The organism is Acinetobacter kookii (genome assembly GCF_900096895.1).
In the GTDB taxonomy this organism is placed as follows: domain Bacteria; phylum Pseudomonadota; class Gammaproteobacteria; order Pseudomonadales; family Moraxellaceae; genus Acinetobacter; species Acinetobacter kookii.
Genome location: NZ_FMYO01000003.1, coordinates 53,634 through 76,432 on the forward strand (window position 1 = coordinate 53,634; position 22,799 = coordinate 76,432).

Sequence of the window (22,799 nt, forward strand, 5' to 3'; positions counted from 1 at the left end):
TAAAAACGTCTTTAGTCTTATTTCGATAGAAAAAAACCTAAAAATCATCGTAATATAAAGCTAGTAAATTTTTGGTTAAGTTCATTAATGCCTTCATCTTTTGATGTGACTTAAGAAAGATTAAGGACGAAACCTAAGGTGTCATCTAAGGGTTTAATGAATATAACTTTAAATAAGAAATTGATTTTTAAAATTATATGTTGGGGTAATGCGTGCGCTTTGTCGATGCTTTGAACGTGTTGTCTAAATCATCTTCATTTGCAGTTTCGACTGAAAGTGATCGTGATGAGGATCTTTCCAAAATCAAATCTGATTTATATGTCGCGATGCCGATCGAAGAGGATTTTTTCTCCCTCTTAGATAAGGTCAATGAAAATTCAAAAAAAGTTATTTTTCTGTGTGGAAGTAGTGGTGATGGGAAGTCTGAGCTCATGCTTAGAGCGAAACAAAAATTCACGCAATCTTATGTACATTTCCATTTAGATGCGACTCATAGCTTTGAGCCACATGATAATGCTATTCAGACTTTGAATAAAATTTTTAGTGCTTTTGAAAGGAGTAATCATTCATTAGTCATTGGTATTAATATTGGGATGTTAGGCAACTATGCAGAAGAAGCTGAGAATCTTGAAGTACGTAAAAAACTTAAAAAATATTTAGAATTAAAAGAAGTATCACATGACTTTAATTTTATAAATTTTGAAGATTATCCAAAGTTTGAGATTACAAAGGATGCATATAAGAGTGAGTTTATTTCTCGAATTTTGCAGAGGATCACATCTCCATCATCAGAGCTTTATAAACTTTTTTTAAAAGATGAGCTGGATGGTTTAAACGGCAAAGATTATCTGAAATTCATTAATTACAGATTACTATGTAATGAAAAAGTACAGAAGGTTATTGTTGAATTATTACTAAAGATTAGATTATTCAGAAATCAATTTATAACAGCAAGAACATTCTTAGATCTAATCTACGAGTTGGTCACTAAAAACGATTATTTATTTAATAATCTGTTTACTTGTAATGAAAACGAGATTTTGGAAAAAGCAAGCGAGTTTGATCCATCTAGATTAAGAACAAAGACGATAGATCGATTTGTTATTGGTTATGAGCTTAATAGCCTGCCTAAGGATTTTGAGATATTTAATCAAAAATTAAAATCGGATCTAATGATTCTACCGTTAAATGACTCTAGTTCCTATATTAGGTTGTTTTACTTATTAAAATTTATTGATATTGGAAACAATTATCACAAAAAATTTACTGAAGATTTTACAGAAAACCTTCTATTGAATTATTTGGAAGTATATAGGCATCACACTTACTTTGATAAGGTCAATTCGAGACCAATATTACGAAATTTTTATAACAAAGAGTTTCTAAATGCGATTAGAGGCTATATCAATAAAAAAGCTCCTTACTTAGAGGATGATCAATTTTTAATTGCTGAGTATGGTGATTACAAAGTTATTTCTCATCTAAAACTTACACCTGATTTCAAAGCTATAGAAAATCAACCTAAAAAAGGTAAAGGATTTTTTGATGTTTACATCCAAATTAAAGATTTTTCAGAGTTAGAAGATGATCCTATAGTCAAGTTTAGTGTTGATATCAATTTATATGAATTATTAAGTAGGCTTAGAGCAGGATATCGGCCTAATAAAAATGACAGAAGTGTGGTTGTTGTGCTGAATGAAATGGTAAATAGGCTACTTGATTTTGCAAACAAATCTAATCAAATCAGTTTTAGGTCTAGTTCAACTGAAGTTAAATTTATTCGTGAAGATGATTGTATAGAGGTAGGATATTAGAATGCATTTGACTCCTGATCTAAAGCCAACAAGTAATAGTATGGCTTCTTTTTACCCTATCAGTACGAACGAGAATAGTAATGACTTCAATTGGGAAAATGTGACAAACTTATTTTTAAGTGAGCTATATGGGTTACTTGCAGAGAAAAAAATAAATAAATTTGAAGATGAATTAAAGAAATTTCATACAAATTTTGAACGGGAATTTAAGGATGCATTACTAGATCATCAAGCTTGGGCGATGATTAACGATATCTATTTCCTAAAAAATAATATCGCTAAAATTTCTCCCAAATTACGTATTTTCTCATTGTCTGCTGATGCTCAAAATCTTTCAGCTGAGAAACGAATAGTCAGCCTTTTAAAGACTATATTTAAGCAAAATTTTATTTATAATAATGACGTAAAGAACTTAAATTTTATAGAAGAAAAAATTTATGAAGCTTTCGAGAGCTCTTTTCCAAGTCGTATGCCGAATTATGATGGTTTAAATTCGTATTTGCCAAAGCTATCTAATATTTTTGCTGAAGATCTAATTTTTTTAACAAATCATTCAAAATATTTTTTAGAAAATATACAACTATTTTTGGAGTTGTATACATTCCTATATACAGCACAATTATCCATTGTAGTTAATGGGTGGAAGGAGGCACATGAGCCGGATATTAAAGATTGTTATTTCATATTAGACAATGAAAAAGCAAGCAGAGAACGAGCCTCTCTACAAAGAAGTGGCTATAAATTAGTGGAAAAGGGACTAGATTCAATTTTTCCAACCTTGTCCCTATGCGAAAGTTTACAAAATAATGCAGGCCAAAAATTCCCTTTATGGGAATTGAAAACACTGTTGAGTGATGATGACCTTGAAATCTTAGAACGTTACTACCAAGAGTTTGCTGAAGATCGAAATTTATCAATAAATCATAATAGTTTTGAGAATGTAGAGTCAGCTCTGTTTGCACTGCAACTCCTATTTAAAGCTCAATTTGCAAAGGGTGAAACTAGAGCAAGCCGAAATGTAAATGTGGTTCGTGCAATAAAAAATATAATTTTAAAACCTTTCACACAATCTAGAGGAAGTGCAGGTACTGTATTTGTACTTACCCAAGAATATTTATTGTTATTAACGAATTTAGTTATTGGTGAAAGAGAGAAGCTACGTTTATATGAGGTTGTTACAGGACTAAAACTACGAGGAATTTTCTTTGATAAGGAAAGTACAAAAGCTTTAGTAAGTTTTTATGAACGTTTAGGTAATGTAGAAAAAATGAGTGATAGTGGGGATGCAATTTATGTCAAAAAAACAATATGAAGATTTTTTGGTTGAATTATTTTTTGACTGGGCAAAAAATCACTTAAAAATTGGTGAGAAACTCCACTTTAAATCACCGGATGATGAAAATAGTTTAAAACTTTTTGAAGCTTTTCGTCGTAAATCATCGGCATCATTTTCCTTACATAATGAAGAAATTCAATATTTTGTATTAAATGGATATAAGGTAATCCCAGTACTTCATGCAGATAGCGAACTTGGTTATTCAGAAAATTATATTTCCTATTTGAGAGATCATGTATCAAGTCAAATAGGGGAGTTTAAGGACTCAATTCTACTCATCATACATAATTCATCTTTAGATACTTTGAATAACTCATCTAAAGATTTAACTTTAACTGACAACATATGGAATCCCAAAGCAATCTATGAGGCTCTACTCAGCTTTATTGGTGAAAGTTCGTTCAAAGATCATGAAATTTCTAAACACTTATTGAACCATCAGTTTGAATTAATTTGTGCTGATGGTGCGACAATGTTTGGCTTTAAAGAATTATTTAAAGCTGTTCAAGATGGAAAAATAGAGTTTCATGAACTTGGTTATTTGAATGACTCAGCATTAGAAAGTTGGAGTGAATCTAACATTAATCAGATTGAGAAAAGACTCAGTGAGAATAAAAGACTCAAAGATGATATTGAATATATTATTGAGCAATTTCCAACTGAATATGTGGAAAAATTAGTCGATTTAGATTTTAGTGAAAAATTCATCGAGAAATTTTTTAAAGATAATGACTTAGAGTCATGGAAAAAAACTTTAGATTTTGGTGAATGTCAGCAAGAACGTGAAAAGAATTCAGTTGATCTTATAGAGTTTTCTGAATTAAACGCATCCGCTGCAAAACAATATCATCGAACTAAAGGTGCTGCTTCTCAAAAAAGTAGTTCGGCAAGTCGTGATCATCATTTAATTCTAGAAGTTGCTCCAGATCAGTCACTCATTGATTTAAATCTTGTATTTGTAAAAGGACAACTTTCTGAAGATGAGATCAAAATATCAAATAAATTTAAGAAGTTCTTAAATTTCAAAATTAATAATCGGTCTAATAAAAAAACAGTACTTAGTTTAGAAACAGAGTTTGATGGAACGCCTAAGTACCTGAACTTCGAAATTAAGAGATCAAAACCCAAAGAGTGTTTTAAATTTAGAGTTTTGCTGGTTCCTGAAAATATTTTTCCAGTAAGTTCATTTGAAGACAAGTTTCTTATAGTACCTAATAAAGAATTTATTATTCTCGAAACAGATCAATCCGAATTTATATTCGACTCTTCTATTAGTACAACTCATACATTGTCTAATTGCGGAGAAATTGTTGATACGAATGAATTTGGGACTGTAGATTTTGATAAGCTCCTTAATACAGAAGAGCAAGTTAGTTTTGGTCTAAAACGAAATGACCAAATTTTAAATTTTGAAATTCAGGGTATTCTTTCAGTTTCAAGCTTGAATCTACCGCTGATTTTTAATTTAGATTCGTATCAATATTTCTTTGATGATCAAATATATGGAATCTACAATGCCAAAAACTCAAGGATTTCTTTCTTAGGTAGAGAATATAAATCAAAGAATGATTATAAAAAGTTGCTAGAGTTAGAAATCGAACTTATTTCTAAAAAATTGCTCTCTACTGAGACTGTCCATAGTACAGAGATTGATATTGATGCTCTAGCAGTTGATTACCCTGATCTCAGTCAGGCTTATATAAAGTTATATGATTATTTATCAGAAAGAAATACAACTTTAAGTTTAGGTTCATGGGGACCAGAATTTAGAGCCATTGTTGAAAGTGTAGTTACAGAATATGTAAAACTCATTCATGAGATTCCGACAGAGCGTATGCTTTCAGATGAGGCTAAAAATCTCGTGAATCTAGGTTTTAGTGAGTTAGATGGGCAGGAGTATATCAATCCATTTCATCCGCTGAATCTTTCGTATTTCTTAAATTTAATCAATGAGTGTTTAAATGACGCTACAGGCTCTTTTAAAACTTTGCATACAACAACCCTACGGCGTTTGAGTGCAGAAGGTTTAATTCCTTTTAATTGGCATGCTGCACACGATTTTAGCTATAGCCAAGCCGTTGTTGAACATCCTATGTGGATTAAAGTCATTCCACAGAAGCAGACTCAGTTAAACTATATCCGCCCATTAGTTCGACAAAAGACAGCAGAATTTGTTGAAGCTTTTAAGATTTTATTCAATCAAGGTGAAAGAGATACATTATTAATTAACTCTATTCATAATGGCTTTAACCAGGAGCTGTTTTTAGGCTTAGTTGGCTTTGTTCAAAAACTTAAACCTCAAGATGTGCCTAATATTCACGTCAATATCTATGATGATGAGTTAACCTCTACATATTTTGATTTGGTAGCTGATGCTGTTAGCCAAATGCAGCTTAAGCAACTATGCAAACTGTCTTTATCTGATACAAGTGTAGATCAAATTGCAGATCTCATTCGTAGACGGATTACGTATAGCAAATTTGAAATTAATGATGATGTGGATTTTAAATATGCGCATCTTACGTTTATTCGGAACAATACGCCTGTAGAAGTTGCTAATGTTGATTTAAAAGCAGAAAAAACAGGAATCGCTTGTAATGGACTATTGGCTGGCGAGACTTCTTATCATCAACAGAATACATATTTCACAACAGCAGGTTTAAAAGGTGTTCAATGTGATAATAAACCAGCCCTTCAAATTGTTCAGCGTTATAGTGCCTTGAGCCATGCTGCCTGGAAAGATCAAAATTTCTATGAATCCAATGGTTTATCATTGAAAGTATCGAATCAATTACAACGGTTACTTGATCGTGCATACGAAGATAGTCTATGGACTGTGATCATCGATCCTAAAGTAACTTTAGAATTTTTCAAAACAAAGCAGGATGTTGTATTAATCCATTACTCTGATAACTACACAAATTCTGCACACTATGATGCGATCACTGTAACTAAGCGTCGTGATCTTTATGATCAAATTCTAAGTCAAGGTCAGGCTGGACGTATTGATGAATTTAATGCCTTTAATGGTGAGTGGTTATTGAAGATGCTGACACTTCCTGAAAAGGACAGACGCGAGAAGAAAAGTATTATTGCAGCTTATAAGTATGTGAATGCACTTCTGTATAAAAGTGATATCACTTGGGTTCCGCTCAGTGTTGCTGAAATGATTCGTGTATCTGGCAATATTGGCTTAAAAATGAGTGAGTCTGACTTTAGTACTTATTGTCAGGGTAAAAAATATGGTGTCATTTCGGATGATGTTGTATTTGTCGGGTTTAAAGACCAGCAAATGTATTTATTGCCATTAGAAGTAAAAGTTGGTCAAAAACAAAAGCATGATAAAGGGATCTTACAAGCTCAAAAGTTAAAACGATATTTAGAAACTTGCTTATTTGGTCGTCAGGATTTGGTCGGACATCTTTATCGAGGTTTATTCATTCGACAAATCATGATGCAGATTGAGAAATATCAGCTTTATCAGACATATCCAGAGAACTATTTCGATCAGGTGATCCAAAACAGAGAATGGTGGTTAGAAGGTAATTATCAGTTAGCCAATATCCAAAACTATCCAAAAGGTTTTGTATTAGCCTTTATTGAAAGTGATACTTTCTTCCAAGAAAAATTTGGTATGGAAGAAGATATTCTTGTGATCAAGTTACCAGGTGCTTGTCAGAATAAATTTATTTCGACGCCGTTGAAAGATTTGCTTGAACAAACAGATAGTAAAAATTTATTTAATATTCCTCAACCATACATTATTAATGGCGAAACAGAGTATTCAGAAATTAATCTTTCAGAAGAATTGGTAGATGAGAAAGAGAACGAACAAGATCAAAATGTGATTGATCCTAATATTGACTTGAAGCAGCCTGAGCCTGAGCCTGAGCCTGAGCCTGAGCCTGAGCCTGAGCCTGAGCCTGAGCCTGAGCCTGAGCCTGAGCCTGAGCCTGAGCCTGAGCCTGAGCCTGAGCCTGAGCCTGAGCCTGCTAATGGATTGCTTAATGTACACTTTGGAGAAAATGCGATCACAGGTGAACAGTTGTATTGGGAGCCAACTAATACTTCTAAATTTATGAATACCAATACGGGTATCATCGGCACAATGGGGACAGGTAAAACTCAATTTACCAAGTCCCTTATAACGCAGCTGATGCAGAACCAAAGAGATAATGTAAATTCAGCACCTATTGGTATGTTGATCTTCGACTACAAGTCAGATTACGTAGATGATCCGTTTGTAGAAATTAACTCTGTAAAAAGACATAAACTTTATAAATTGCCTTATAACCCCTTAAGTTTATTTGGGGATACGCCAATGTTACCGGTACATACCGCTCGCGGTTTTTCTGACACCATGGCCAAAGCATTTGGTTTAGGGGTTAAACAGCAGGCAACATTACGTAAATTGGTTCTAGATGCGTATGAGCAAGCAGGAATTGATAAGGCAGATCCTGCCACATGGCATTTACCGGCACCAACAATTAAAGATATTTGGAATTTATTTGAAGCAACCGAGCCTTCAATAGATTCATTATATGCTGCTCTTGAAAGCTTAAATGAGCTGGAAATCTTCGAATCGGATAATAGCAAATGTTCTAGTTTATATGACTTATTAGACGGCGTATTAGTTGTTGAGTTGGCTGGATATCCACCTCAAGTTCAAAACCTTGTAGTTGCTTTGACGTTAGATTTGTTCTACTCACAAATGCAGAAAAAAGGTAAACCTCAGGTTCAAGGCGACTACAGACAGATCACTAAGATGATCCTTGTCGATGAAGCTGATAACTTTATGTCCCAAGACTTCCCAAGTTTACGAAAGGTTCTTAAAGAAGGCCGTGAGTATGGGGTAGGTGTGGTCTTGTCTACACAGGATATTACACACTTCAAAACTGGGGAAAATAATTACTCAGCTTATATCTTGACTTGGGTGATCCATCGTGTGGCACAGATTAGCAACGGCGATATTAAAGCTATATTTAACGTTGATGATAAATCTGAGCAAGAACATTTGATGGAGACAATTCGTAAGCTTAATAAACATTATAGCTTATACATTGATGGCCATAAGAAACTAGTGAAGATGAAAGACAAAGCTTTCTGGGAGCTGTGTCAACAACTTGAAGTTTCTTAAGGGAGATAAGTAATGAGTAATTCTGAATTTTCAAAAAGTGAAGTTCAATTACGGAAAGAACAAATTTCTGCAGCTAAAAAAGCTGCAGAAATTGTGACTTTACGTGAGTGGTATGATTCAACTCAGCATGGTTATGAACTAGAAGAATACTTTAAGCATTACTGTAATTTAGGAAGATTAGGCAAAGAGCTTCATAAGCGTGGAGTTAAACGTATTACGGAGCTATATGAAGCTAGTAATGGTGTATTTGTAGAGGCCACATTTGTTCGAGAGGATCTTGATCTTTTGGGGCCACTGTGTGCTTTAGCCTGCGTATTTGACAAAATATATAATTAATTTGGTGCAAGAAATATGAGTTCAATATCGATTGATGCAAAACCAACAAAAGAGTTTTTCATCACAATGCTTACTAGGGATATCCCTTTAAATAGAGCTATTCTAGATCTTATAGATAATAGTGTAGATGCTGCCAATTCGAAGATGTTAGCTAACGGGTTAGAAGATTTATCGGGCTTTGAAATTAATATTAAAATTAACAAAAATACTTTTGAAATTTTTGATAACTGTGGCGGATTTGATTTTGAAACAGGTCAAAAGTATGCATTTAGATTTGGGCGTGATCCCGAGGCACCTCCAACACCTAATTCCGTGGGACAGTTTGGTGTAGGAATGAAGAGAACTTTATTTAAATTAGGTGAAAAATTTAAAGTTATCACTAAGTCAGAAGCTGATGATGGTTTTATTGTAGATGTAGATGTTAGTAAGTGGAAAAGTTCAGGAGAATGGAACTTTCCTTGCCAAATTGGAAATACTGGATTAGAAGATGGATCGACAAAAATTATCGTTGAAAACATATATAGCGAAGTTTCTGAACAATTTAAATTAGATGATTTTATAAATGATCTTATTTATGAAGTTTCTTTGGCGCATTTTATGCCAATAAATAAGAATTTGAAAATTAAAATAAATACTGATTTAGTACCTAAATATGATTTTCAATTATTCCAGAGCAATAGTATAAATCCTCAAATTGAGGAAAAAAATATTGATAGTGTGGTAATAAAAGTTATAGCAGGACTATCTGAAAGAGATCCTGAAAAAAGTGGATGGTATATTGTTTGTAATGGTCGATTAATTGTTACCGCAGATAAGACAAAGCTAACAGGATGGGATACTGATTTTGGTACCAGAAAATACCACAATGATTTTGCTCATTTTCGAGGGATTGTAATTTTTGAGTCATCAGATTCATCCTTATTGCCGTGGACAACAACAAAAACTGGTATAGACGAAGATAATAAATATTATAAAATGGCTTTTAAATCGATGTTGAGTGTGATGAAAAAAGTCTTACCAATTTTGAGTGATAGAGCTAAAGAGCAGAAATACTTAGAAGAAGGATTAATTGAGAGTGAGCCATTAAATCAGGCAATTGCTGAGGCAAAATTAATTTCTTTACTTAAATTAGATTGTAATAAAAAAGATTTTTACGCTACTCAGGCAAATTTAAGAAAGGAAACTCCCACTTCGGTAAGAATACAATATAGTGTGCCTATATCTCAATTTAATATGGTAAGCCAGCTTTTAGAAACAGATGTTAAAGCTGAAGTTGGTCTTAGAACTTTTGAATATTATTTTGAATATGAGTGTGGAAATGAGTAATACAGGTTTAAAAATAAATTACTCCGTACGCCCTGCAAAAAATATTGAAAGAAAAATGATGAAAGATGTTTTTTCTCGATTATTTGTTTTTGATGAGTTGGCTGAGTATCAATATATTGGCTTTGGGTCTAAATATTTTACTGATTTCACTTTTTTTCACAAAACATTAGGCTGTAAAAAAATGATCAGCATTGAATGTGATTCAATGAATATTGCTCGATATGAATTTAATAAACCCTATGAATTTATACAGATGCATTTTGGTTATTCATATCAAATTTTACCAAAGCTTAAGTATGAAGATAAAACAATTGTTTGGTTGGATTATGATTATAGTTTTAATGAAGAGGTAATGACAGATTTAATTTTTTTAGTCGAGAATCTCACTTCTGGTTCTGTTTTAAGCGTAAGTTTTTCATGTGATATTCCAAAGATTCATAAATTAAAAGAAAAATATCCCAATATAGAAAAAGGATTTTTTAAAAAATACTTTGAAGAAATTTTTGGTGATATTGGTATTGATCTCGATGATAGAGGCTGGAACCAACCAAATAAATTTTCAAATTTCATTAATGAAAAAGTATATAGTCGATTACTTTCAGCTATTTCGATTAGAAATTCTGATTTAAGAGAAAATAAAAAGCTTAATTTAGAACAGATTTTTTACTTTTCATATGCAGATGGCATCCCAATGATTACATTTGGATGGTTAATATTTTCAGAGGAAGATAGACAAAAGTATAATGTACTAAATTTAGGTAACTTCAATTTCTATTCTAATCGGATTGATCAACCTTACCTAATTGAAACTTGTCATTTAACAATTAAAGAAATACGATCTTTGATGTCTAAAATGCCAATTAGTGAAGAAGAAAACGTACCTATAGATGAAAAAATTATACCAGCTGAAATGCAGAAAAATTTTGCCAAAAATTATCAATATTTTCCATCTTTTCATGAAGTTGAAGCTTATTAATGAAAAGCCCCCTAAATTAGGGGCTTTTATTATTTTATGAGACTTAATATATCTGAGGGTGATTTCATTCTAACAGACATAGCCCCAACACCTCTATGAATATGTCCACGCATACGATCAAGTAGAACTTTATTTTCTAAAGGTTCTTCCTCATTATCCTCAACGTATCTAAGAAGTGAGAAGAATAGATCTGTATTTTCACCTGTAAGTGTATAGGCATTAAATTCAGAGCCATCTTCATTAGGCAATGGAATATTACCCAAAGGGCCTTCTTCCAAAGACATCATCAGGGCAATACGACAAAGCAAGTTTGGTGTTAAACCAGTACGTTGCTTTAACATACGAAGACGAGTAGTTGCTTCCGATGAAATTTTAAGCTTGCTGTAATGCAATTCTCTTCTCCGTCGTATTGTTGCGTTTCAGATCAGTAAAGTAACCTGGTAAGGCTTGAGTAGATGCTAACTCATGATTGTATTCAAGTAGATAACTTTCAGAAATGAACTCATCTAACTGAGTTACATAAAGATCATCAATTTCGGTATCTGTTGAAAGAATAATGACTTGATGACTAACGTGAGGGAAATAGAACTTCATCAGGTTATCGCGATGTTCGCGATCTAGACGGCCAAGTGGAGTATCCACAATCATTGGCAAATGGCGACCACTTGTTTTAGCCAAAGACCATAACATGGCGATTGCGTAAATTTGCTTTTCACCTGCGGACAAAGCCGACTTTTCAATGACTTTACCATTCGCTTTAATCAAACATGTATTGAATGTTTTAGCATCAATCTGCAAATCAGTAATGAAGTTACGTTTACGTAATAATGAATTGAAAATTTCTACAAAGTTCTTGCGGACTTGAATAATTTTCTGTTCCAGTAGAGCAGTCTCAAAATCAATAAGTGCTTTAATACTTTTTGCAGCTAAAGAGTTCTTATGATTTTGCAATTCAAACTCTGCAACAGCTTCACTCGCTGCTTTTAAGTTTCGTTCTGCAGTTACAACTTCCCAACTGATTTTGCGGCATTCTTCTTCTTTTTGATTCAGGATTAGATCAAGCTCACCAAGCTTACGTTCTTTCTGTAACAATTCATCAAGGTAAGAATTAGAGTCTTCAGCATTCTCAGCACGAGCGATTGAGAACTCTGTTGCTTCTTTTTCCTGATTTAATAATGTAAATCGTTCATATAAAGCTTTTACTTGCTTCCTCACTTCAGCATCTAAACTTAATAATTTAGTTAAGGCCTGTTGAGGCTCAGACAATTCAGAAAAAGCAATATGTGTACTTAGTTGTGGTTGAGTATTGAAGTAACTTGCAAGAAATTCGTTCAAATTTTCCCAATGCTCATTTTTCCAAAGTTCTTTTTTCTGAATGGAACTATTCTGAAATGAGCTAAGCGTTTCTTCAAAGAGCTTTTGAGCCGATGTTTGATCTGTTGATGAACCTTCTAAGTGCTTGCTGAATTTCGTAATAAGTTTAGGTGCAAATAGAAAGGGAAGTAGGCCATTGGCTAAATTCACTAACTCTTGTTTGCAGGCATTAATATCTTTATTTAACTGTGATAGCTTAGCTTTGAGTTGATCATATTCCAACGCAATAGCACCACCTTCAGAAATGAAGCGCAGTCTTTCTCGTTCGATATTCGTGAGTAAACTCTGATGTTCGTACTTCAGCTGAGCATATTCATTTTTCAATGTGTTTTCTTGAGATTTAAGCTGATCTAACTGCTGAGTTAGAATTTCAACATCATTTCGACCTGCATCATCTGATTTGTTACGAGTTAAATATGAATGTAAATCAAGACGTAACTTTTCAATTAGGTCGATCCCAAGAAGGTTCTTAATAGCATCAGACAAAGAAGCATTATTGTCTTCCGCAATATCTTGGATTTTTTCGCCGTCGAAGAAGAACAGTTGTGAAACACCAATAGGAATCAACTCTAATAAAAAGTTTTCCCATTCCTGTTTTGGTACAGACGTAACGGTTTCACCATTTTTCTTTAGATCTAAATTTTCACGAATTTGTCCATCTGTAGCGATTAACCAAGAACGACAAATCATAAACTCAGCAGGAACACTACCTTCTGTATAGACAAAAGTGAGTTCTATACATGAGGTACGATCTAGATGGTTTTGATTAGTCTTGCTGAGTAAATACTGTTGGTATTCTTTATTACTTACACCTAAACCTAAGGCACGCTTACCATAGAGAGCTAAGCGCACAGCATCTAAAAATGTGGTTTTACCAGCACCATTTCGACCACCGATCAAAATAATTGGACGATTAGTAATAGAAGATTTTTTAGGCTCTAGAGAGAATTCGGTACGCTGACTATATAAACCAACATTATCTAAAATTAATGATTTGATAATCATGGGTTAGCTCCAGCGTTATTCAATAAATCTAACTGACCAGAAGATATTTCTTCTGCGAAAGAAGATTCTTCATCATCTGTTTCAATGATTTCACTTATGTCTTGATCAGAGTTTCGTGCTGCAAGAATAGTTTTCAAATCACGCCATTCCTCATTTAGCACTTTACTGAGTTGGCTATGAATGTTGTGACGTCGTTTGAGACCATGAGATGCTTTTTCCACACCAATCAACTTCACCATGAGTTCCGTAGGAAGATCATATTCTTTGCAAATCGAGTCAAGTAAAGTAAAGTCTTGGGTGTTATACAGAACGCTATCTTCGATTTCCCAATCTAATTCAATACCTAGAGTAGCTTTTACAATTTGTGGAACAGAATCAGCCCAATCACCACTTTCAGAACGCCATAGACGGCGGATTTCATGTAATTCGGCCGGGTGAATAAGAACTGGAGCTTCACCAATTGGTGCTTCAGCTTGAACTTGTTTCTGAATCTCTAATAACTTGGTAAGTAATTCTTTACGGAACTCAAGTTTGTAGGGACCAGGAACCAGTTTGCCATTTGCATGATTAAAAGCAACTTGGCCATTACGGCGTTTAAATTCACGATAGATGAATTTTTTTTCTGGATCTTGCGTTGATGAAAGTAGATCACGGTATTCAAGCAAAGGTTCAAGCCATTCTTCACCAGACTCAACCATCGCTTCCATCGATTTATCTTGTTGAACAACGGTACAAACCCAACAGCCAAATCGTGAGTTACCACAGCTAGGAGTAGTTTTGTCGACAACAAGAGGGCATTCACCAGCTTGAGCATTTCTATACATTGTCACAAGTTCACGGTTGTCATTGTTCCATGGTGACTTGTTCTGTAAAAGGTAGTTCCAGACGTCATCTGTAGTAAAAGCTTCAATAGGAGCAAATACAAAAGCATTGAGTAATGAGGAGTGACGAGCAAGTTTTGTGCCTTTAATTTTGTGCATTGCAATCACTTGGGCACGTGTAGCACTTTCAGCGGAACGTACGCCTAAGACAACAACAACTTCTCCAAACTCTGCTACCCGTTGCGTAATAAAGTCATTCGCAGGTTCAATCTTAAGTCGTTCTGTACACCAGCGGAATTTATTACTTGGAGCAGGGTAGCCACGACCAATTAAGTTTACCCAAAATGAACGTTCAACACGTGGACTCACCTTTTGAACAATGAAAGGCATTCCTTGTTCATCAGATTTCTTCTGAATGTTTTCAAGGTTTTTATCAATATAGCGAACGATAATAGGGGTTTCGACCAGTGTATCTGAACTAATTACATAAACAGGCTTTTGTCTTTTTTCTTCTGGTAGTTTAGCAAGAGCATTCCAAACTAATTGCAATGCGCATGTAGAATCCTTACCACCTGAATAGCCAACGACCCATGGACGCTGATCAGATAAGTAGACTTCTTGAATTGATTCATAAACATCTTTTAGAGAGTTGGTCTCAAAAAAGCTCATTTAGACCATCTCCTCGGTTAAAGTTGTGTGCTGACTCACTTGTAATGAGTTGATAAATAAATCTTCAACTCTTTGTGCTTCACTACTCAATGGAATTCCTAAAATTTTCTGAATATGATTTGTGACTAGAACTAAATTATTACGGGACTTATTGATTTTCCCAGCAACCAGAGCTCGACCGTTCCATATAGCCAAATTATTACGTGACCACTCAACATGGATAAGTTTGCTCAGATATTTTTGCCAATCTTGAGGATGTGCCTGCAATAAAATATTACCTACTCGAGCAAGTGCTTGTAATGCAATGCCATGAGCATGGATATACTCCTGTCTCATTTGAAATGCACTTGTTTTGCCTTCTAGTAAATCCAGCCAACCAGGGATGTATTGTATTACTTCTTGCCAGAATTCGGTTGAGATTTTTATAGCATTCTCAGTACTAAGATTTTCACTTTTTGAACATAAGAGCTCTTTAGTTGCTTGATGTAATGAGCTGAAAGTAAAGACTTTATTTGAGCGGTGAGAAATACTCGATTTTTCAAAATCAGTAAATCGCGAGAACAATGGTATTTGTTCAATTACAGCTTTAGTAATATGTGTTTGCTCATCTCTATGATTAAAAAGCAATTTAATTGATTGAGCAGGTTTTACTGCATGCATATTGAGGTCAGCAAACATTTGTTGGGAACGTTTAAGCCCTTTATCAGCATACAGAACTACAGAAATTGTCTCATCACCTAAGTATGGTTTTGCTTTTATAGCTTCCTCAATTGCAGCACGACGATGTTGGCCATCATTAATGAGTACTGTGGCATCCATTGAAATTTTAAGTTTCCCCATATTGTGAGAAATAGGGGAAGGTTCAAACTTAACTTCGCCGTCTATACACGCACATAGGGAAGACATGATGTACTCATGTGGATTTTCAGTAATGTATCTACTTATTTGCGGAATACGAGCTTTATTAAGTGTCCTTTGAGCTCTGAGTGTAGCTGGTAATGACTCATCGTCGAACTTAAAAAACTTGGGTACAAATTTAAGAGGCACCATGATGACATAAAATGCTGAACGTGCCTGGAGGCCTTGCATCGCCACAAATTCAAACCAATTGCCATCCATAACTTGGAAATTCCTAATTAAATTTTCTGTGATAATATCACAAAGGACGTTAAAACTTTATAAGTTGGACGTTTATAAAATTAAAAAAATGAGCTGGATCTAGGAATTCGATATCTTTAATTCTTCTATCAAGTAAACAGATTTATGAGGTATAGGTAAGGAAATAGGTTTACTTTTACAATTCCTACAATTCCTACAATTCCTACAATTCCTACAATTCCTACAATTCCTACAATTCCTACAATTCCTACAATTCCTACAATTCCTACAATTCCTACAATTCCTACAATTCCTACAATTCCTACAATTGGATTGCATCAAAGCTATAACTATCATTGCGACACCATGACGCATAACTAGATTATAATTAGGGATTAATTTTCTATTAAAGGTTGTTAATTCTTATTATTTATAAAAATATTTAGAGTTAATTAAAAAATATTATTTTTCGGAATTATTTTTATAGAAAATTAATTAATATTTATATTTAGAGTTCTAGGATGATTGAAAAATATTCTAATGTTAATATTTTGGCCCAATATGCTTCCTGGTGATCAAATTTAGCTTGCATGGTTTTAGAAATAAGAAAAATTCTCAACAAATCTTTTTGGTTAAATTATATACAAGACTACTGTTACTCACCGAAGGATTTTTAACAATAATTTTTGTTACGTCATAATTAGTACAAAATATCATCGGTGTTACGTCATAATGAGATTAAAGTTTGATCGGTGTTACGTCATAGTGTGTATGAAAAATAATCAGTGTTACGTCATAAATTCTAATAGAAAATATGATGTTTTATATTGAAAATATATTTGTCTTTAACGAATTGTTAATTATATATTGATGTTTAAATATTATTAAATAACTTTAAATTAAATAGAATTTGGAAAAATATTATTTTCATAAGAGTTATATTCTTAGATTTTTCTTATTTAAATTTTGGGAGTTTTATATAAACTTTTGAAAAGACTTTGGCACACTTTTGTATCATTTATGACCAAGTTTTGGCACATAAATGCTTCACTTATTTATCACTAAAGTCGCAGTTATATTTCACTTTTGGCACATTTTAGGCACAGAAATGCCTCACTTTAGTCCGTTTCATACTCAACTTTTTGAGATGAAAAAAATCAGATTTGGTAATTTATAAATAAATTTTATTAGTAAAAAGGTATAGGTATGGCATGAAAAAAATATGAAATAAGATAAAATTAGAATTAACAATAAGTTAAAAAGTTAGTTATTTTTATTATGGGCTTATATACAGTAGATACAGCCGTTAAGAAACTACAGCCACTTAGTGGTACAACACTTAGTGGTACAACACTTGGCGAACAACAACTTACAGAACGTTATGATCTACAGGAATGGTTAGTCAGCCATCCAGAAGCACTAGGCGAAGAGTTACTGATTATCCAAAAAGAGTTTGATGGATTTGATGGAACAGGTGAACGTCTAGATCTTTTAGCTTTAGATACACAAGGACAGTTAGTTCTTATAGAAAACAAACGAGATGACAGTGGGCGTGACGCCGTTTGGCAAGCACTCAAATATGCTTCCTATGTTGCGCCGTTTACTGCAGATGATATTGAGGATGTATTTGCAAAATACCTGCTTAAAAACAAACCGAAATATTCTGATCTGGATGACAATGCTTTTGAACTAGATCAAGTTAAGAATACGGCAAAACTTCTAATTCAACGTTTTTTAGAAGAATTCCAGGATACGGACAAACAGATAACGACATTAAATCCACGCAATAGTCAGCGCATCATTTTGGTGGCTGGAGAGTTCCGTAAAGAAGTAACAAATACAGCATTATGGCTTCTTGATCGAAAGATTGATGTCAAATGCGTTAAGGTTTCGCCATACAAGTTAGGTGATCAATTATTGGTAGATATCCAGCAGATTATTCCTGTACCTGAAGCCTCAGAATATATGGTTCGGCTAATTCGAAAGGAAGATGAAGAAATCAAAGCAAAAACAAAAGGTAAAGATACTTCAGACATTCGTTATCAGTATTGGGAAAAGTTACTGGCATATTTCGCTCAGAACAATAATACCCTTTATAACAACATTGGCCCTACAACTGCACATTGGCTAAGTGGGTCGACAGGAATAGCTCAATGTAACTATCATTTGATTATCTTGCAAAAAGCCCTGCGTGTAGATGTTGAATTTGCCCGAAAAGAATCAGTAGAAAATAAAAAGCTATTTGATTTCTTCTATGGTCATAAAGATGAAATCGAAAGAAATTTTGGTCATTCATTAGATTGGTTAAGATTAGAAGATAAAAAGTCCTCAAGAATTGAATTTACTATAGATGTAGATGCACACAATCCAGATCTTTGGCAAAGACATATAGTTTGGCATTTGGAATATATTCAAAAACTTGAACAAGCATTTAAGCCTTTTATGAGCGAAGCTCATCAGGTCATCAAGTAGTTTCTACAACAAATTTAAAATTGAGGGGAAAATCTTGCAAGCTGAAAAACTACTATCAAAGGTTCAAGAAATTTTAAGACAAAAACCTGATTTATTTGAAGTTGCTGAAAGATCTTTAAATCATCTAATTAATGATTTAGAGCAAAGAGAAAATTCTCTTGAGCTTAAGAGAATTGAGGAGTTAAGAAATAAACACTTTTTTGTAGACAGTTATCAGCGTGGCTACAAATGGAAGCCCCAACAGGTCAAAGCATTGTTGGATGATATTGATGAGTTTAAGATTGAAAAATCTTCAGATTTTTATTGTTTACAACCTGTCGTAGTTAAGCGAACAAAATTACAAGATGATGCCCAATACTATTGGGAACTAATTGATGGTCAACAACGTATGACCACAATTTTTATTATTTTAAGTTACCTGAATAAAGAAAAATTTTTCCATCTAAGATATGAAACCCGGAAAGAAAGCATAGAGTTTTTAAATCAATTATCTAATTTGCCTGAAAATGCTAGTGAGATTCCCTTAAGTACAATTGATAGTCATTATTTTTTTGAAGCTTACAAGGCCATCCAGGAATGGTTTTTGAAAAAAGAGGAAGAGGCTGGGTTTAGCCGTGAAGATTGGAAATCAAAGCTTTTAAAGAATACTAAAGTGATTTGGTATGCAGTTCGTAATAATGAAAATGAAGATTTCAGAAAACAATCTATAGAAATCTTTACTCGCCTGAATCAAGGTAAGATTCCTTTAACAGATGCTGAATTACTCAAAGCTTTGTTTTTACAAAATGTAGTTAAGGCTTATGAAATCCCAGAAATTGCTATTCAAAAACAGATGGAAATGGCGAATCAGTGGGATTTAATTGAGCAATCATTACAGGATAATGATTTTTGGGCCTTTCTAAGCCCACACAAAGACACGAATAAATATACTCGTATTGAATTGATCTTTGATTTGATTGCACAAAAATCTAAGTTAGAACATTCAGCCATTGAACAAGATCATCAAACTTTCCTTCATTATGCAAACCAGTTTAAAAGCGATGTCAATTCCAAAGAACAACTTAAAGAAACCCTTGAGTTAATTTGGCAAGATGTACTGACTGGTTTTCAACGCTTAAATGAGTGGTATCAAGATGATCGGCTTTATCATTTAATCGGTTATTTAATCGGGCAGAAATATAAGAAGATACAGGACCTTTGGGAAGCGGCTAAGGAAACTAAACGTGATAATTTTAAGCATATATTGATTGGTTTTATTGGAGAAGAACTTAAAACTATTTTTAAGCAAAAAAAAGAAGATAAGGAAATTTTGGCTTTTGAGGCTATTGATTATGAACGTAGTAATGCTCGGCCAAAACTGATCTCATTATTAACATTGTTTAATATTTATCGCCATGAGCAGCAAAGAACACGGTTTCCATTTAAACAATATTATGCATGTAAATGGGATATTGAGCATATTCATGCCCAGCAAAGCCCAGAACTCTCACAAGAGGATAAGTTAAAAAGTTGGTTTGAAGACCAAAATAAAATTATTGACAATGTACCTAGCGAAGATCAAGCCCGTTTAAGAACAGCATTGGATAGATATAGAGCAGCGAATAAGGATGAGTCTGATATCTTGCAAACTGAATATTTGAAAGAATTATACGCCGTTGTAGGTGATACATCTGAAAATGTTCATACACTTGATAACTTATGTCTTCTACCTGATGAAATTAATCGTTCGATCGGAAATGCTCCATTTTTTATTAAACGGCAAGACATTATTAGTAGTGAACAAAAATGGGAACACGAGAATACTAAAACTGATTTGAAAACTAGTTTTATACCTTTGGCATCTCAACAAGTGTTTTCAAAGTACTTTAGTCCAAATGTAAACCAAATGCTGAAATGGGGTATTGCTGATAGGGATGCGTATAAAAAAGCATTAATAAATTGTTTTAATAAATATGGTATTCAACTTAACCATATTGGAATGGGGGGAGAATAGCATGGCAACATATACATTATGGAATACTTTACAGCAATATAAAGTCATTATTCCTATTATTCAGCGAGACTATGCTCAAGGTCGAAAAGATGATCGTCAGATTGAACAGATTAGAAAAGGCTTTATTAAAAACCTATTTGATCATCTTGTTTCCTCAGTCCCATTAGAATTGGACTTCATATACGGTGCTTTACATCAGGATGAATTGGAATTGTTGGATGGTCAGCAGCGATTGACGACTTTATTCCTGTTACATTGGTATCTGGCAAATAGAACTGAAGAAAAGCTTCAAAAAATTGAAATTAAAAAAAATCTAAGTCAATTTACCTATCAAACTCGAGTTAGTTCAAGAATGTTTATTTCTGAACTCATTCAGCATGGTCATGAAATACAGATAAAACAGGTGGCCGAAGATAATAAGTTATCTTCAATGATCGAAAATGAGGCTTGGTATTTAGCTATCTGGAAAAAAGACCCTACAGTTATATCGATGTTGACGGTATTGGATGAAATTCATAGTCAGTTTCAAGCATTAGTAAATTACTCAAAAATAACTGCAATTGAATTATGGAAAGCTCTGACAATAGACAAAGTACTTTGTTTTTATCTATTGCCAATGAATGACTTTGCCCTGAGTGAGGAGCTTTACATTAAGATGAACGCTAGGGGAGTTCAGCTTACTGAATTTGAGAATTTCAAAGCTTGGTTACAGGGGTATTTAGAAAAATCTATAGATAATGAGACTAGGAAAGATTTCTTTAATCAAATAGATCGCGAATGGACGGATTATTTGTGGACCTTGAAACAGTTTTCAAGTAAATCAAAGGATACTAACAAGCCTCACAATCTTAACTTTGATGAGATGTATATGCAGCTCTTTAAGTCCTGCTTATTGTGTCATAGTTATGTATTAGCAACATTTAAAAATGCAAAAACAGAGAGTACATATGATAAAGATGAAAAAAGTTTGGTTAGTCGTTTAAGAAAAAACCTCATTATTACAACAGATGAATATGAAGTGCTATTGGGCAATGCGAATTCACAAGTACAAATTATGCAAAATATTTATAGGTTTTTTGAGTTTCTAAAAAACTATAGTGGTGAAGAAAATATTCAGGATATTTTACTGAATATTTTTAACTCTAAAGATAGTTCTTATGAAGCCCAGGCACAATTTGCAATTCTCTATTTTTATAATGCATACATTAATAATGAAAGCCAATTCGATGATTGGTTTAATGTTACAAAGAGATTAGTTAATAATGCCAAAAACTATTTTAATGCTGAAAAAGATTTAATTAGTGTTTTGGATGCAATCAATCATTTAGCAGTTGAAATTTCTGAAAACAATATTTTAGACAAAATCCGTTCATTGACTGAGACGAGTGAAATATTTAAAAAACTTACTACGGCATTTGATAAACAGCATATTGAGCATGAAATAGAAAAAGCAGAATTAATACATCATAATGCAGCATGGAAATCACTATTTAGAAAGTATGAAAAACATGACTACTTCTATGGGCAAATCAGTTTTTTAATTGATTATGCCAAAGATGAGGGGAATCAAAATGTTTCTATGGATATATTCACGAAGTATGCAGAAATCTCCAGTAAAATTTTTACTGATAAATTCCTTAAAGATGAAGATTATATTTTCCATAGAAGCTTATTAAGCATCGGAGATTATTTAGTAAAAGATGGATCTAACTGGAGTTTTGGGCGACAAGTTTTTAATACTGTTCGACAAAGAAATGAAAATTGGCGAAAAGTATTTGAAGATAAAGACAGACGTAAAATGCTTAAAACTTTACTAAATCAAATCAATGAAGGTAGTGAGTTTGAAAGCTTAAAAAATATTATTTCAAATAATATTAGCCAGGTTAAAGACTGGCGTAGCTATTTCATTAAAGAACCTAAGACTATTACATATTGTCAAAAATATCAGATACGTTTCCATAATGAAAACGAAATTTATTTATTAAGTTCAAGACAAATGAATGGTGCTCATGCTGAACTAAGAACATATGTTCTATATTCAAAGCTGCTTAAAATAGGTTTCGACGAATCTAAAGTACAGTATGTCGAAGTTGCTACCAGTAGTGAAAATCCTTCATTAATTGTAAAGTCAAAGGATTTACCTATTTTAAGAGTAAAATTTGAAGCAGGTTCATTTAAAAATGACTTCCTGATGCAAGATTCAGTAATTAATGAGGAGAACGGATCTGAATATACAGAGTTATTGATGAGACCGGAATATGCAAAAGTTATAGATTTGGAAAAAGAACTAATGAGTTGGGTTGAAGTACAAGAAGTAGAGGAAGTTGCATAAGAGTAAGTTAAACAGATAGAAAAGCTTTAAAAGTGTTAATTAGAAAGGTGTTGCTCAGGAAATGTATAAGGGATATTCGAAAAAACATGACTGAATAACACCTTTAAATC

General features: G+C 33.3%; 13 protein-coding genes. 9 read left to right on the forward strand and 4 right to left on the reverse strand.

What is annotated here, in order from left to right; translation table 11 throughout:
• Positions 1 to 212 precede the first annotated feature (212 nt).
• Genes dptF through BLP85_RS06455 form a run of 6 tightly spaced genes read left to right on the forward strand, consistent with a single transcriptional unit; the run spans position 213 to position 10,925 of the window.
• A complete protein-coding gene (gene dptF, locus BLP85_RS06430; protein WP_092819301.1) occupies positions 213 to 1,814 on the forward strand; it encodes a DNA phosphorothioation-dependent restriction protein DptF in 1,602 nt (533 codons plus the stop codon).
• A gap of 1 nt (position 1,815) precedes the next feature.
• On the forward strand, positions 1,816 to 3,126 hold the full coding sequence (gene dptG / locus BLP85_RS06435; RefSeq protein WP_092819302.1) for a DNA phosphorothioation-dependent restriction protein DptG: 1,311 nt from the start codon (positions 1,816 to 1,818) through the stop codon (positions 3,124 to 3,126).
• The gene (dptH, locus tag BLP85_RS06440) at positions 3,107 to 8,287 is read left to right on the forward strand and encodes a DNA phosphorothioation-dependent restriction protein DptH (RefSeq protein ID WP_092819499.1); all 5,181 of its coding nucleotides are present in this window, start codon (positions 3,107 to 3,109) and stop codon (positions 8,285 to 8,287) included. The genes dptG and dptH overlap by 20 nt, the downstream gene beginning before the upstream one ends.
• Positions 8,288 to 8,299: 12 nt before the next feature.
• Positions 8,300 to 8,623, forward strand: a complete 324-nt coding sequence (locus BLP85_RS06445; protein WP_092819303.1) for a hypothetical protein — start codon at positions 8,300 to 8,302, stop codon at positions 8,621 to 8,623.
• A 15-nt stretch (positions 8,624 to 8,638) separates the two neighbouring features.
• Positions 8,639 to 9,949 (forward strand): ATP-binding protein, encoded by a 1,311-nt coding sequence (locus tag BLP85_RS06450; protein ID WP_092819304.1) that lies wholly within the window; start codon positions 8,639 to 8,641, stop codon positions 9,947 to 9,949.
• A complete protein-coding gene (locus BLP85_RS06455; protein ID WP_092819305.1) occupies positions 9,942 to 10,925 on the forward strand; it encodes an O-methyltransferase in 984 nt (327 codons plus the stop codon). Before BLP85_RS06450 ends, BLP85_RS06455 begins: the two co-directional genes overlap by 8 nt.
• A gap of 29 nt (positions 10,926 to 10,954) precedes the next feature.
• Here the strand turns inward: BLP85_RS06455 and dndE are convergent, their stop codons facing one another.
• From dndE to dndB, 4 genes are read right to left on the reverse strand one after another with little or no spacing between them, the layout of a single operon-like run.
• On the reverse strand, positions 10,955 to 11,317 hold the full coding sequence (gene dndE / locus BLP85_RS06460) for a DNA sulfur modification protein DndE (RefSeq protein ID WP_092819306.1): 363 nt from the start codon (positions 11,315 to 11,317) through the stop codon (positions 10,955 to 10,957).
• A complete protein-coding gene (gene dndD / locus BLP85_RS06465; RefSeq protein WP_092819307.1) occupies positions 11,298 to 13,304 on the reverse strand; it encodes a DNA sulfur modification protein DndD in 2,007 nt (668 codons plus the stop codon). Before dndD ends, dndE begins: the two co-directional genes overlap by 20 nt.
• Positions 13,301 to 14,794: a DNA phosphorothioation system sulfurtransferase DndC gene (gene dndC, locus BLP85_RS06470; RefSeq protein WP_092819308.1), complete on the reverse strand. Its 1,494-nt coding sequence runs from the start codon at positions 14,792 to 14,794 to the stop codon at positions 13,301 to 13,303. Before dndC ends, dndD begins: the two co-directional genes overlap by 4 nt.
• The gene (gene dndB / locus BLP85_RS06475; RefSeq protein WP_092819309.1) at positions 14,795 to 15,913 is read right to left on the reverse strand and encodes a DNA sulfur modification protein DndB; all 1,119 of its coding nucleotides are present in this window, start codon (positions 15,911 to 15,913) and stop codon (positions 14,795 to 14,797) included.
• A gap of 1,257 nt (positions 15,914 to 17,170) precedes the next feature.
• Here dndB and BLP85_RS06480 point away from each other — a divergent pair.
• Genes BLP85_RS06480 through BLP85_RS06490 form a run of 3 tightly spaced genes read left to right on the forward strand, consistent with a single transcriptional unit; the run spans position 17,171 to position 22,689 of the window.
• Positions 17,171 to 18,364: a DUF4268 domain-containing protein gene (locus BLP85_RS06480; protein WP_092819310.1), complete on the forward strand. Its 1,194-nt coding sequence runs from the start codon at positions 17,171 to 17,173 to the stop codon at positions 18,362 to 18,364.
• Positions 18,365 to 18,398: 34 nt separating this feature from the next.
• Positions 18,399 to 20,357 (forward strand): DUF262 domain-containing protein, encoded by a 1,959-nt coding sequence (locus tag BLP85_RS06485; protein WP_228143260.1) that lies wholly within the window; start codon positions 18,399 to 18,401, stop codon positions 20,355 to 20,357.
• 1 nt (position 20,358) lies between these two features.
• Positions 20,359 to 22,689: a DUF262 domain-containing protein gene (locus BLP85_RS06490; RefSeq protein WP_171259670.1), complete on the forward strand. Its 2,331-nt coding sequence runs from the start codon at positions 20,359 to 20,361 to the stop codon at positions 22,687 to 22,689.
• Positions 22,690 to 22,799: the final 110 nt, after the last annotated feature.